Consider the following 12824-nt stretch of genomic DNA (forward strand, 5'->3'; position numbering starts at 1 on the left):
CCCTGCGGGGCACCTTCCCCCGAAAAGGGGGCCATGGTCCCGAGGGGAGAAGGGAGAAGCCAAAGCCCCTCTCCCCTCGGGAGAGGGGTTGGGGGTGAGGGTACGGCCGCCAGCCAAGCATCCTTCCCCATCCACACCCACACCCAGCGCAAATCAGCGTTCCGGTCGCGACCGCTGCAATCGGCGGCCGGCGTCCCCACTTCGATCGCATCGCCTGCAGGAAAACGCCTCACCATGATGCCGATCTCCATCCTCGACCTGGCCCCGGTCTGCGAAGGCAGCGACACCGCCGGCGCCTTCGCCAACATGCTAGACCTGGCCCAGCACGCCGAACGCTGGGGCTACCACCGGTACTGGCTGGCCGAGCATCACAACATGCCCGGCATCGCCAGCGCCGCCACCGCGGTGCTGATCGGACATGTGGCCGGCGGCACCAAGCGTATCCGCGTCGGCGCCGGCGGCATCATGCTGCCGAACCACGCGCCGCTGCAGGTGGCCGAACAGTTCGGCACCCTGGCCTCGCTGTATCCCGGCCGCATCGACCTGGGCCTGGGCCGCGCGCCCGGCACCGACCAGGCAACCGCGCGCGCGTTGCGCCGTTACTTCGACAGCGCCGACCAGTTTCCGCATGACGTGGCCGAACTGCTGCGCTACTTCGAGCCGGCGGTGGACGGGCAACTGGTGCGCGCCGTGCCGGGCGCCGGCATTGAGGTGCCGGTGTGGCTGCTCGGCTCCAGCCTGTTCAGCGCGCGCCTGGCCGCCGCGATGGGGCTGCCGTTTGCCTTCGCCTCGCATTTCGCCCCGGACGCGATGGACGAGGCGCTGGCGGTGTATCGCCGCGAGTTCCGTGCCTCGGCGCGGCTGCAGGCACCGTATGCGGTGCTGGCCTTGAACGTGGTGGCCGCCGCGTCCACGGCCGAGGCGCGGCGCCTGTTCACCACCCAGCAGCAGAGCTTCGTCAACCTGCGCCGTGGCCGCCCCGGATTGATTCCGCCGCCGATCGACGACATCGAGGCGTTCTGGGCACCGCACGAGAAGGCGGGCGTGGAACGCGCGCTGGCCTGCACCGTGCTCGGCGATGCCGATACGGTCGCGCAGGGCCTGTCCGACTTCGTCGCGCGGCACCGTCCGGACGAGTTGCTGTTGACCGCGAACATCCACGATCACGCCGCGCGCTTGCGCTCGTTCCAGTTGGCGGCGGACGCCTGGACGCAGGTCGCTGCGGCCGCCTGATGCGCGCGTCTGCGCGCGTGTCTACGAGCGCAGACGCACTCCCGCGAGGAGTGCTGGATTTGCATTGATATGCATCACATCATGTGCGGGTTTCACGAGCTCTTGATTTTCCCCGGTATGTCATCGCTCCACGTCGCGCATCAGCGTGGCGCTCGGCCCGAAAACATGGCCGGACAACGACGTAGAACAGGGGGCAGTAATGAACGCACAGCATCCGAAGGCGCCGGTGCATGAGTGCGGGCTGGAAGCAGCCTTGCAACAGATGAGCAAGTATCTGGAGCGCGCGCGCAGCCGCGCGACCGAGCGTACGACGCAGGCCACATCGCCGCGTCCGTCGCATATGCGCAACGTGTTCGCCAGCGATGCAGAACTGTCGCTGGTGAGGTGAGGCAGGCAAGCGGACCAGCGCCGCTGCCGTCGCGCGATCAGCGCAGCTTCTGCATCCACTCCCGGCCCAGGTCGACCACCTGGTCCGAGGCCAATCCCAGACTCAGCGCCACGGCGATGCTGCCCAGCCACGACAGCAGCATCAACCCACCGTCGCGCTCCAGCAACGCCAGCGCGAACAGCAGCAGCATCGCGCCGAAGGCGTAGTTGGTGAACGGGATCGGCAGCGACAGCAGGATTCCCAGCACGATCAGCAACAGTCCGCTGAAGGCGCGCGCCGGCAGCGTGTCGACCAGCACCGACAGGCGTGGCTTGAGCAGCCGGTCCAGGCGTCGCAGCCACGGCGCGATGCGGCCCACGAAGCGCTGCATGGTGCGGCGGCGCGGCCCGCGCTCGCCGATGAAGCGCGGCAGCCACGGCTTGCGCAGCCCGATCAACATCTGAAGGCCGATCAGCGTCACCAGCGGCCCGCTGATGCCGCCGGCCAGGCCCGGCACCGGCAGGAACGCCGGCAGGATCGCCACGAACAGGAACACGCCGAACGCGCTCTGCTGCAGATCGGCGAGGATCAGCCGCAGCCGCAGGTGCTCCTCGGGATCTCCGAGGACGAAGGTGTCGAGCAGGGTGCGGATGCCCTCGGCGCTGTAGCCGTGGTCGCGCTCGTGCGGCTCACCGCCGGGTGCGTCACCCGGTGATGTCATCACTGTTCTCGTCCTGCAGCTTGCGCAGCAGCAGCTTGTCCACGCGCGCGCCGTCCAGGTCGACGATCTCGATGCGCCAGCCGGCCCAGTCGAAGAACTCGCCGGCGTGCGGGATGCGCCCGAAGTAGTAGATGCACAGGCCGGCCAGGGTGTTGTAGTCGCCTTCCTCGGCGCTGGGCAGTTCGGCGCCGCCCAGCAGTTCGCGCAGGTCCTCGATGGCCAGCGAGCCGTCGATCAGCAGCGAGCCGTCGGCGCGGGTCACCACCAGCGCGTCCTCGTCGGCGTTGTCGGCCGACTGCAGGCGGCCGACCACCGCGCCCATCAGGTCGCTGATCGTCACCAGGCCCTGGATCTCGCCGTATTCGTCCACCACCAGCGCCATCGACTGCTGCTCCTCGCGGAAGATCTCCAGCAGCTTCATCGCATGGGTGGACTCGGACACGAACAAGGTGTCGCGCAGGCTCTGGAACAGCTGGGTAGCGTCGCCGTCCATGCGCGTGACCAGGGATTTCACCTCCAGCACGCCGGCGATGTCCTGGTCGCTGCCGCGGTACACCGGGTAGCGCGAGAACTCGTGCTCGCGCATGGTCTGGAAGTTGCGCTGCGGCTCGGCGTTGGCGTCGAGCCAGGCGATGCGGTTGCGCGGGGTCATCAGGCTGTCGGCGGTACGGTCGCCCAGGCGCATGACCCGGTTCATCATGTCGCGCTCGTGTGCGTCGATCACGCCGGCCTCGTGGCTCTCGGCCACCATCATGCGGATCTCCTCTTCGGTCACCGAGGCCGATTGCTCCTTGCCCAGGCCGAACAGGCGCAGCACCAGCCGGGTCGAGCGCGACAGCACCCACACGAACGGCGCGGCAATCCAGGCCAGCCAGCCCATGGGCACCGCGACGAAGCTGGCGATGGTTTCCGAACGGGTCAGCGCCAGGCGTTTGGGTACCAGTTCGCCGAAGATCAGCGTCATGAAGGTGATCAGCACGATCGCCAGGGTCTTGCCGATCAGCGCCGACCAGGGCTGCGGATCGCCGAACAGGGTGAAGTTGGCTGCCAGCGCCGGGAACAGCGCCTGCAACTTGGTCGCGATCGCCACGCCGATGGCCTCGCCGCCGAACACACCGGTCAGGATGCCGATCGCGGTGATGCCGATCTGCACGGTGGACAGGAAGTGCTCGGGGTTCTCGGCCAGCGCCAGCGCCTTGGCCGCACGCGTGCTGGACTGGGCCATCTGCTTCAGCCGGCTCTTGCGCGAGGTCATCAGCGACATCTCGGACATCGCGAAGAAACCGTTCAGCAGCACCAGGGCTGCCACGATCAATAGTTCAAGCATGCGCGCGCTCCTTGGCGCCAAGGAAAGCGGGGACATGGGCGCCGTTGCGGCGCGGGGGAGGGGGGCTAGGGTGGTCGTCCATAGGGTGCACCCACGAAGGGCGCGGCTGGGATGGTAACAAACCCCGCAGGGCGCCGCTTCCACGCCGCGCCCACGCCCGCAGCCCCTGTAACCGGCCGCGACTACCCGCAGGTGTCAGCAAACAGTCATAATTCCGCCCCAGTGCCGTCCTTCCCGCGACGGCGGGAAGCGCGTTGCATGTTTTCGTTGCAGACCATCTTCGGTTCCGGCAAGCAGTTCTACACCCTGCTCGACGAGGCGGCGCAGGCCGCCTACGACAGCACCAAGGCCCTGCACGCGATGATGCGCGAGTCCGACCGGCAGCCGGCGCTGGACGGCTTCAAGCTGGCGCGCCTGCGCGAGCGTGCGGCCTCCGACAAGATCGGCCAGGCGCTGGTGGACAGCTTCATGACCCCGATCGAGCGCGAGGACATCGAGGCGCTGGGCTCGGCGCTGTACAAGATTCCCAAGCAGGTGGAGAAGTTCGCCGATCGCTACTCGCTGGCGATCCAGCACCTGGAGCACATCGACTTCGCACCGCGTGCGGCGATGCTGGAGCAGGCCGCGGCGGTGGTGGTGGACATGGTCCACGACCTGCGCAACATGAATCTTGACCGGATGAGCGCGCTCAACGACAAGCTGCGCTCGCTGGAGAACGAGGCCGACCGGCTGATGCTGGAGCTGTACCGCGACATCTACTCCGGGCGCCTGGACAACCTGCAGATGTTCCTGCTCAAGGAGTTCTTCGAAATCCTGGAGAAGGCCATCGACCGCTGCCGCGAGGCCGGCGTGGTGGTCTACCAGATCGTGCTGAAGAACTCCTGATGGACGCGTTGCGGAGTTGCTGCCTGCGCGGCCGCGGCGCCCTGCGCGCGCCGGCTGTCGCCGTCCCAGGCGGGGAGGATCGCCGATGCTGACCCTGGTCCTGATCGTGATCCTGGCGGCGCTGGTGTTCGAGTTCATCAACGGCTTCCACGACACCGCCAACTCGATCGCCACGGTGGTCGCCACCAAGGTCCTCAGCCCCGGCTGGGCGGTGATGCTGGCCGCGGCGATGAACCTGGTCGGCGCGCTGACCGGCACCGCGGTGGCGATGACCATCGCCTCCGGCCTGCTCAACACCGACGTGGTCGCGGTGACTCCGCAGGTGGTGCTGTGCGCGCTGCTCGGCGGCATCGTCTGGAACCTGATCACCTGGTGGAAAGGCCTGCCGTCCTCGTCCTCGCACGCGCTGATCGGCGGGCTGTGCGGCGCCGGCCTGGCTGCCGCGCACAACAACTGGGGCGCGCTGATCTGGTCGCAGAACGTCGGCGACTGGGCCAAGAACAAGGGCCTGCTGTGGAAGGTGTTCGTGCCGATGGTGACCTCGCCGATCGCCGGCTTCCTGCTCGGCATCGCGGTGATGCTGTTGCTGTGGGCGGCGATCGCCGGCCTGGCGAAGCTGGGCGGCCGACTCGGGCGGCTGGCGCGGCCGCGCTGGGTCAACGCCTTTTTCGGCAAGGCGCAGATCGCCTCGGCCGCATACATGGGCTACGCGCACGGCCACAACGACGCGCAGAAGACCATGGGCATCATCGCCATGACCCTGGTCGGCGCGCAGAGCACCGGCGCCCTGGACGAGCTGCCGTCGTGGCTGGGGTTCCTGCATCCGAGCGCCAGTCAGGGGCAGGGCATCGCCACCTGGATCGTGCTGACCTGCGCGGTGGTGATGGCCGCCGGCACTGCCTCCGGCGGCTGGAAGATCATCAAGACCCTGGGCCACAAGATGGTCAAGCTGCACCCGATCCACGGTTTCGCCGCGGAGACCAGCTCGGCCACGATCCTGACCCTGGCCGCGCACTTCGGCATGCCGGTGTCCACCACCCACAGCATCTCCACCGCGATCATGGGCGTGGGCTTCGCCAAGAACCCGCGCTCGCTGCGCTTCGGCGTCATCGAGCGCATCGTCTGGGCCTGGATCCTGACCATTCCGGCCGCTGCCGGCGTGGCGTACCTGATTTTCCGCGGGTTTGCGCTGTTCGGTTGGACGTGAGGGATTGGGGAGTCGGGATTAGGGATTCGTAGAAGCAGGTCCGGCGCGCGCCGGAAGCCCGCTCTTGCCAATCCCGAATCCCCAATGCCGAATCCCCGCTAGTTGGCTCGATACATCGCCATCACGTCCTGGCGCAGCGCGCGCTGGCTGTCGGCGCGGTTGTAGAACATGTGGCCGCCGGGGTAGTTCTTGACCTGCACGCGGGTCGGGTCGTTGCCCATCACCGGCATCTGGTCCACGGTCAGCACCGAGCCCATGAACGGGCACGACAGGTCGTTCCAGCCGTGCACGATCAGCACCCGCAGTTTCGGGTCGATCGCCACCGACTGGCGCAGTTCGGTCACCGAGCCCTTGCGCAGTTCGTCGTCCCAGTCCCACAGCCGGTTCACGTCGTAGTTCAGCGCCTGGTAGCGGGCGTCGACCTTCCAGCCGACCACGCGGGTCACGAAATCGACCATCGCGGTGGTGGTGGGGGCGATGATGCTGTCCAGCAGCGGGTCGTTGGCGCGCTGCTCGGGGGCGTTGGGGAACGGATCGAAGGCGGTGACGTTGGAGTCGTAGCGGCTGCCCAGTTCGCCCTTGTCGCGGAACACTTCGCGCAGATAGGCCTGGGTCTCCAGGCGGCCGCCGGCGCGGCGCACGAAGGCCGGATCCAGGCCGGTCATCGCGGTCACCTGCTGGATCATGCGGGTGGTGCCAGCCGGGTCGGAACGCCCGCGCAGCAGCGCGGTGACGTAATCGCCGCGGGTGTAGTCGATCACCTGGCGCATCGCCTCCGGGGTCAGCTTGCCCTCGCGCTCCAGGCGCGCGGCCGCGATCGAGGGCAGGGTCAGCATCCACGGCAGCGGCGAGACGTCGCCGTTGTCGTCCAGGGTCGGGTTCAGATACGGCGAGACCAGCACCACGCCGTTCATCGCCACGCCCAGCTTGGTCTGCAGGTAGTGGGTGATGCGCGGGCCGCGGAAGCCGCCGTAGCTTTCGCCGACCAGATACTTGCGCGATTGCAGGCGCTGGTTCTTCAGCAGCCAGTCGTAGATGGTGCGCGAGAGGTATTCGATGTCGGCCTGCGGATTGTAGAACTGCTTCTTGGCCTGCTCGTCGGGCACGCGCGAGCGGCTGAAGCCGGTCCCGACCGGATCGATGAACACCAGGTCGGTGAAGTCCAGCCAGGTGCCGGGGTTGTCGCGCAGTTGCGCCGGCGCCGAGGCGCTGTCGCCCTCGCTGCCGAACGCCACCACCTTCGGCCCGATCGCGCCCAGGTTGAGGTACACCGAGGCCGCGCCAGGGCCGCCGTTGAGCGCAAACGTGACCGGGCGGTCCTTGCCGTCCATGGTGTAGGCCGTATAGACCACGTCGGCGACGACCTTGCCCTGCTTGTCCTTCACCGGCAGCGTGCCGACCTTGACCGTGTAGCGCAGCGTGCGGCCGTCGAGCTGGATGGATTGGCTGGTCTGCGCGTCGGCCGGCAGCGGCGCCGGTTCGGTGGCGGCGGGCTTGTCGGCCTTGTCGGCGTTCGCCGCATCGGCATCGGCGGCCAGCGCCGCGGTCATCGGCGTCGCGGCCAGCAGCACGGCCAGCAGCACGGAGGGGAAGGTCGGCACGGGCGGTCGCTCGCAGGAGGGAGCCGGCATGCTAGGCCGCGGCGCGGCGTGCGCGGATGTGCACAAAGGCATGGTCGCCGGCGGCGCGGACGCGCCATGCCGGTTCATCGGCGCTGGCTACAATCGCCGGTTCGTCCCGTGTCCGGTCCGCTGCGCATGCCTGTCCTTCGTTCACGCCTGCCGCTGTGCCTGTTCCTGGCGGCGTTGCTGGCCGGCTGCGCCAGCGTGCCATCGCCGCCGCCCGTGGCCGATTCGCCAGCGGCGCACGATCCGCATGCCCACGATCGCCAGCGCCTGTGGCGGCTGCTGAGCACGCGCTGCCTGCCGCAGGCGCGCGCCGGCGCCGATCCGGCGCCATGCAGCGAGGTGCATGCCGACCCCGGTCAGCGCTACGCCCTGATGAAGGATCTGCACGGCGCCTACCAGTACCTGCTGATTCCGACCGTGCCGGTCAGCGGGATCGAGGATCCGCGCGCGCGTTCCGCCGATGCGCCGAACTGGCTGGGCCTGGCCTGGCAGGCGCGGAGTCGGGTCGCCGATGCGCTGGGCCGGCCGCTGCCGCGCGACCTGGCCAGCCTGACGATCAATCCGCCGTCGGCGCGCTCGCAGGACCAGTTGCACATCCACATCGACTGCCTGGCGCCGCAGGTGCGCAATCAGCTGCAGGCAATGCGGGCCTCGATCGGCCCGGCGTGGGCGCCGCTGCCGCGGCCGCTGCACGGCCACGCCTATCGCGCGATGCGCGTGGAGGGCGAGGAACTGGATGCGAATCCGCTGACGCTGCTGGCGCGTAGCCTGCCGCCGCAGCAGCGCATGGCGCAGCAGACCCTGGCGGTGGTCGGGGCGGATTTCGATGGCCGCCCCGGCTTTGTGCTGCTCGCGGCCACTGCACGTCCCGGCGACGGGGTCGGTGCGGAGCAGTTGCAGGATCACGACTGCACGGGCGTGGTGCCGGCGGTGCCTGCGCACGGTTGAGCCCCCGGTGGCGGTCGATCGCCGGTTGCCTGACTAACAGGCGTGCTGGTGCGAAAGCTTCGCTGCCGCCGCCTGTCGTAGGAGCGGCTTCAGCCGCGACCCGGCGTTGTCGGGAAAGCCCTGTCGCGGCTGAAGCCGCTCCTACGACGGAGGCGAGCGGTGGCGCCTGCAGCCGTGGCGCCTGCAGCCGCTCAGACCTCCAGCGACGCCAGGTCGCCCTTGGTCTCCAGCCACTGCTTGCGGTCGCCGGCGCGCTTCTTGGCCAGCAGCATGTCCATCAGCGAGCTGGTCTGGTCGCCGTCGTCCACGGTCAGTTGCACCAGACGCCGGGTGTCCGGGTGGATGGTGGATTCGCGCAGCTGCTGCGGATTCATCTCGCCCAGGCCCTTGAAGCGGGTCACGCTGACCTGGCCCTTGATCTTCTCGCGCTGGATCTTGTCCAGCAGCGAGCGCTTCTCTTCCTCGTCCAGCGCATAGAACACCTGCTTGCCCACGTCCACGCGGAACAGTGGCGGCATCGCCACGAACACGTGGCCGGCGCGCACCAGGGCGGGGAAGTGGCGCAGGAACAGCGCGGTCAGCAGGGTCGCGATGTGCAGGCCGTCGGAGTCGGCGTCGGCCAGGATCACCACCTTGCCGTAGCGCAGGCCGTCGATCTCCTCCTTGCCTGGGTCGCAGCCGATCGCGATCGCCAGGTTGTGCACTTCCTCCGAGGCCAGCACGCTGCCGGAGGCCACTTCCCAGGTATTGAGGATCTTGCCGCGCAGCGGCAGGATCGCCTGGAAATCCTTGTCGCGGGCCTGCTTGGCGCTGCCGCCTGCCGAGTCGCCCTCGACCAGGAACAGCTCGGTGCGCGACAGGTCCTGGCTGATGCAGTCGGCCAGCTTGCCCGGCAGCGCCGGCCCCTGGGTGACCTTCTTGCGCACGATCTGCTTCTCGGTCTTCAGCCGCGCGCTGGCGCGGTCGATGGCGATCTGCGCGATGCGCGTGCCGGTTTCCACGTTCTGGTTCAGCCACAGGCTGAAGGCATCGTGCGCAGCGCCTTCGATGAAACCGGCGGCCTGGCGCGAGGACAGGCGTTCCTTGGTCTGGCCGCTGAACTGCGGGTCGGTCATCTTCAGCGACAGCACGAACGCGACGCGGTCCCACACGTCTTCCGGCGCCAGCTTCACGCCGCGCGGCAGCAGATTGCGGAAATCGCAGAACTCGCGCAGCGCGTCGGTGAGGCCGCTGCGCAGGCCGTTGACGTGGGTGCCGTGCTGCGCGGTGGGGATCAGGTTAACGTAGCTTTCCTGCACCAGCTCGCCTTCCACCACCCAGGCCACCGCCCAGTCGACGATCTCGCGGTCCTTCTTCAGGCTGCCGACGAACAGCTCGGCCGGCAGCAGTTCGCGCTCGGCGAGTTCGCCGCGCAGGTAGTCGCGCAGGCCGTCCTCGAAGTACCAGGTGTCCTGCTCGCCGGTGGCTTCGTCGTGCAGCTTGACCGTCAGGCCGGGACACAGCACCGCCTTGGCGCGCAGCAGGTGGCGCAGCGCGCGCACCGCGAACTTCGGCGTGTCGAAATACTTCGGGTCCGGCCAGAAGCGCAGCCGGGTGCCGGTGTTCTTCTTGCCGACGCTGCCGACGATCTCCAGCTTGGAGGCCGGGTGGCCGTCGGCGAAGGCCATGCGGTACTCGTTGCCTTCGCGCTTGATGAACAGTTCCACCCGATTGGACAGCGCATTGACCACGCTGACGCCGACGCCGTGCAGGCCGCCGCTGAAGGTGTAGTTGCGGTCGCTGAACTTGCCGCCGGCGTGCAGCCGGGTGAGGATCAGTTCGACGCCGGAGATCTTTTCTTCCGGGTGGATGTCCACCGGCATGCCGCGGCCGTCGTCGGACACCTCGCAACTGCCATCCTTGTACAGCGTCACCTCGATGTGCCGGGCGTGGCCGGCCAGTGCCTCGTCCACGGCGTTGTCGATGACTTCCTGCGCCAGATGGTTTGGCCGTGCGGTGTCGGTGTACATGCCCGGCCGGCGCTTGACCGGGTCCAGGCCAGAGAGAACTTCGATGTCGGCGGCGTTGTAGCGGGTATTCATGCGTCTCAGCAGGTGGCGCGAAGCAGATCCGGAAGTGTGCGGTCTGCGGCGGTTTTTTGCACGTCGCCGGTGTTCAGGGCAGGTGCGGCGGCGCCGCGCTACGCTGGCCCTGGAAAAACCGCGACGTCGCCCACATCTTCGTCGCATGTCCCAAAGGAGTCCGCCATGAACGTTCGCAAGCTGTTGACCCTGGCCGCCCTGGTCGCCGCCGCGGTGGCCGTGCCGGTCGCGATGGCCCAGGCGCAGAGTGCCGACCCGGCCGCCTCCGGTGCTGCCGCCTACGAGGCGCAGGTCGCCAAGGAAAAGGCCGAGGCCGACGCCAAGGCCAAGCGCCGCGCCGCCGCGGCCGCCGAGCACAAGGCCGGCAAGGATGCGGCCGCGCCGAAGAAGGAAGAGGAAGAGGAAGCGCGCAAGCCCTGAGCCTGCGGACGGTTTCCTGCACACGACGCCCCGGTCGCCCGGGGCGTCGCTTTTTTGTGGGGCGGCTGTTGCGCGAAAGCGCTTGGGCAAATCCGCTTCACCCGTTAAACTATGGCTTTCCGGGAGGCCTTTGAGCCATGACCCCCCTGATCTTCGTTACCGGCGGCGTAGTGTCCTCGCTTGGCAAGGGCATCGCGGCCGCTTCGCTTGCGTCCATTCTCGAAGCACGTGGCCTGTCGGTCACGATGATGAAGCTGGACCCCTACATCAACGTCGACCCGGGCACGATGAGCCCGTTCCAGCACGGCGAGGTGTACGTCACCGACGACGGCGCCGAAACCGACCTGGACCTGGGGCATTACGAGCGCTTCGTGCGCACGCGGTTGTCGCGCAAGAATTCGGTCACCACCGGGCGCATCTACGAGAACGTGATCCGCAAGGAGCGCCGCGGCGACTACCTCGGCGCCACCGTGCAGGTGATTCCGCACATCACCGACGAGATCCGTCGCTGTGTGGATGAAGCCACCGCCGGCTACGACGTGGCCCTGGTCGAGATCGGCGGCACCGTCGGCGATATCGAGTCGCTGCCGTTCCTGGAGGCGATCCGCCAGGTGCGTACCGAGCGCGGCGCCGAGAAGGCCATGTTCATGCATCTGACCCTGGTGCCGTACATCGCCGCGGCCGGCGAGCTGAAGACCAAGCCGACCCAGCATTCGGTCAAGGAACTGCGCTCGATCGGCATCCAGCCGGACGTGCTGCTGTGCCGCTCGGAGCAGGCGATCCCGGATTCGGAGCGGCGCAAGATCGCGCTGTTCACCAACGTCTCCGAGCGCGCGGTGATCAGCGCCGCCGACATCGACGTGCTCTACGGCATGCCGCTGGAGCTGCATCGGCAGGGTCTGGACGAGATCGTCATCGAGCAGTTCAAGCTGCGCGACAAGGTCGGCGCGGCCAACCTGTCGGAGTGGGAGGCGGTGGTCGACGCGATCAAGCATCCGCTCGACGAGGTCACCATCGCCGTGGTCGGCAAATACGTCGACCACCAGGACGCGTACAAGTCGGTCGGCGAGGCGCTCAAGCATGGCGGCCTGCGCCAGCGCACCAAGGTCAACCTGAAGTGGCTGGAAGCGCAGGACCTGGAAGGCAGCGACATGGCGGCCCTGGCCGACGTGGACGGCATCCTGGTGCCGGGCGGCTTCGGCGACCGCGGCTTCGAAGGCAAGGTGCTGACCTCGCGCTATGCGCGCCAGCACGGCGTGCCGTACTTCGGCATCTGTTATGGCATGCAGGCGGCGGTGGTCGACTATGCGCGGCATGTCGCCGGGCTGGACGCGGCCAACAGCACCGAGAACGACCGGCAGTCGCCGTACCCGGTGATCGGCCTGATCACCGAATGGCGCACCGCCAGCGGCGATGTCGAGAAGCGCGACGAGAAGTCCGATCTCGGCGGCACCATGCGCCTGGGCCTGCAGGAGCAGCGGCTCAAGCCGGGCACGCTGGCGCGCGAGCTGTACGGCAAGGACGTGGTGGCCGAGCGCCATCGCCATCGCTACGAGTTCAACAACCGCTACCGCACCCAGCTGGAGGACGCCGGCCTGGTGATCGCCGCCAAGTCGATGGACGACACCCTGGTGGAGATGGTGGAGCTGCCGCGCGAGACGCACCCGTGGTTCCTGGCCTGCCAGGCGCACCCGGAGTTCCTTTCCACGCCGCGCGATGGCCACCCGCTGTTCATCGGCTTCGTGCGGGCTGCGCGCGAGCGCAAGGCTGGCGGCAAGCTGCTGAAGGAAGCGCGCGCGTAACTTCCTTCTCCCTTCGGGAGAAGGTGGCGCGCAGCGCCGGATGAGGGTGCGGGGCGAAGCCTCGCGAAGTTGATTCCCAGGCTTCGCCGGACCCTCACCCCAACCCCTCTCCCGGTGGGAGAGGGGCTTTGATTCCACGAGGTGTCGCCCGGACTCTCACCCCGACCCCCGCCGATGGCAGAGGGGAGTAATCTCGCCCCAATCT

General features: G+C 68.3%; 11 protein-coding genes. 7 read left to right on the forward strand and 4 right to left on the reverse strand.

Annotated features, from left to right (window positions below; translation table 11 throughout):
- The first annotated feature begins 234 nt into the window (after positions 1-234).
- Together FHR66_RS07035 and FHR66_RS07040 are read left to right on the forward strand one after the other, a co-directional pair.
- Positions 235-1233, forward strand: coding sequence for an LLM class flavin-dependent oxidoreductase (locus tag FHR66_RS07035; RefSeq protein ID WP_160964957.1), 999 nt, complete (start codon positions 235-237; stop codon positions 1231-1233).
- A gap of 199 nt (positions 1234-1432) precedes the next feature.
- Positions 1433-1621 (forward strand): hypothetical protein, encoded by a 189-nt coding sequence (locus FHR66_RS07040; RefSeq protein ID WP_160964955.1) that lies wholly within the window; start codon positions 1433-1435, stop codon positions 1619-1621.
- A gap of 37 nt (positions 1622-1658) precedes the next feature.
- Here FHR66_RS07040 and FHR66_RS07045 read toward each other — a convergent pair whose 3' ends face one another.
- Positions 1659-2321, reverse strand: coding sequence for an exopolysaccharide biosynthesis protein (locus FHR66_RS07045; RefSeq protein WP_160964953.1), 663 nt, complete (start codon positions 2319-2321; stop codon positions 1659-1661).
- Complete coding sequence (locus FHR66_RS07050) at positions 2305-3648, reverse strand: hemolysin family protein (RefSeq protein WP_160964951.1); 1344 nt, start codon at positions 3646-3648, stop codon at positions 2305-2307. Before FHR66_RS07050 ends, FHR66_RS07045 begins: the two co-directional genes overlap by 17 nt.
- Before the next feature lie 258 nt (positions 3649-3906).
- Between FHR66_RS07050 and FHR66_RS07055 the strand changes: the two genes are divergently transcribed.
- Both FHR66_RS07055 and FHR66_RS07060 read left to right on the forward strand, forming a co-directional pair.
- On the forward strand, positions 3907-4533 hold the full coding sequence (locus tag FHR66_RS07055) for a DUF47 domain-containing protein (RefSeq protein WP_160964949.1): 627 nt from the start codon (positions 3907-3909) through the stop codon (positions 4531-4533).
- A gap of 85 nt (positions 4534-4618) precedes the next feature.
- The gene (locus tag FHR66_RS07060) at positions 4619-5740 is read left to right on the forward strand and encodes an inorganic phosphate transporter (protein WP_160964947.1); all 1122 of its coding nucleotides are present in this window, start codon (positions 4619-4621) and stop codon (positions 5738-5740) included.
- Positions 5741-5838: 98 nt separating this feature from the next.
- Here FHR66_RS07060 and FHR66_RS07065 read toward each other — a convergent pair whose 3' ends face one another.
- Positions 5839-7290: a S10 family peptidase gene (locus FHR66_RS07065; RefSeq protein WP_456361745.1), complete on the reverse strand. Its 1452-nt coding sequence runs from the start codon at positions 7288-7290 to the stop codon at positions 5839-5841.
- A 207-nt stretch (positions 7291-7497) separates the two neighbouring features.
- Here FHR66_RS07065 and FHR66_RS07070 point away from each other — a divergent pair, with 207 nt between their 5' ends.
- Entirely contained in the window at positions 7498-8316 is an 819-nt protein-coding gene (locus FHR66_RS07070) for a CDP-diacylglycerol diphosphatase (protein WP_237475227.1), read from the forward strand.
- Positions 8317-8507: 191 nt separating this feature from the next.
- On the opposite strand, the gene parE is transcribed toward FHR66_RS07070, so the two are convergent.
- Positions 8508-10397, reverse strand: a complete 1890-nt coding sequence (parE, locus tag FHR66_RS07075; RefSeq protein WP_160964943.1) for a DNA topoisomerase IV subunit B — start codon at positions 10395-10397, stop codon at positions 8508-8510.
- A gap of 165 nt (positions 10398-10562) precedes the next feature.
- Here parE and FHR66_RS07080 point away from each other — a divergent pair, with 165 nt between their 5' ends.
- Positions 10563-10817, forward strand: coding sequence for a hypothetical protein (locus FHR66_RS07080; RefSeq protein ID WP_010343426.1), 255 nt, complete (start codon positions 10563-10565; stop codon positions 10815-10817).
- Between the two features lie 137 nt (positions 10818-10954).
- Positions 10955-12619 carry a CTP synthase gene (locus FHR66_RS07085; protein ID WP_019799956.1) on the forward strand — a complete coding sequence of 555 codons (1665 nt, stop codon included), beginning with the start codon at positions 10955-10957 and terminating at the stop codon, positions 12617-12619.
- Positions 12620-12824 lie beyond the last annotated feature (205 nt).

It is taken from the genome of Xanthomonas sp. F4 (genome assembly GCF_011761895.1).

Coding starts and splice junctions, on each gene's coding strand:
- FHR66_RS07035 (WP_160964957.1), top strand. CDS start 235: ATGATGCCGATCTCCATCCTCGACCTGGCCCCGGTCTGCGAAGGCAGC.
- FHR66_RS07040 (WP_160964955.1), top strand. CDS start 1,433: ATGAACGCACAGCATCCGAAGGCGCCGGTGCATGAGTGCGGGCTGGAA.
- FHR66_RS07045 (WP_160964953.1), bottom strand. CDS start 2,321: ATGACATCACCGGGTGACGCACCCGGCGGTGAGCCGCACGAGCGCGAC.
- FHR66_RS07050 (WP_160964951.1), bottom strand. CDS start 3,648: ATGCTTGAACTATTGATCGTGGCAGCCCTGGTGCTGCTGAACGGTTTC.
- FHR66_RS07055 (WP_160964949.1), top strand. CDS start 3,907: ATGTTTTCGTTGCAGACCATCTTCGGTTCCGGCAAGCAGTTCTACACC.
- FHR66_RS07060 (WP_160964947.1), top strand. CDS start 4,619: ATGCTGACCCTGGTCCTGATCGTGATCCTGGCGGCGCTGGTGTTCGAG.
- FHR66_RS07065 (WP_456361745.1), bottom strand. CDS start 7,290: ATGACCGCGGCGCTGGCCGCCGATGCCGATGCGGCGAACGCCGACAAG.
- FHR66_RS07070 (WP_237475227.1), top strand. CDS start 7,498: ATGCCTGTCCTTCGTTCACGCCTGCCGCTGTGCCTGTTCCTGGCGGCG.
- parE (WP_160964943.1), bottom strand. CDS start 10,397: ATGAATACCCGCTACAACGCCGCCGACATCGAAGTTCTCTCTGGCCTG.
- FHR66_RS07080 (WP_010343426.1), top strand. CDS start 10,563: ATGAACGTTCGCAAGCTGTTGACCCTGGCCGCCCTGGTCGCCGCCGCG.
- FHR66_RS07085 (WP_019799956.1), top strand. CDS start 10,955: ATGACCCCCCTGATCTTCGTTACCGGCGGCGTAGTGTCCTCGCTTGGC.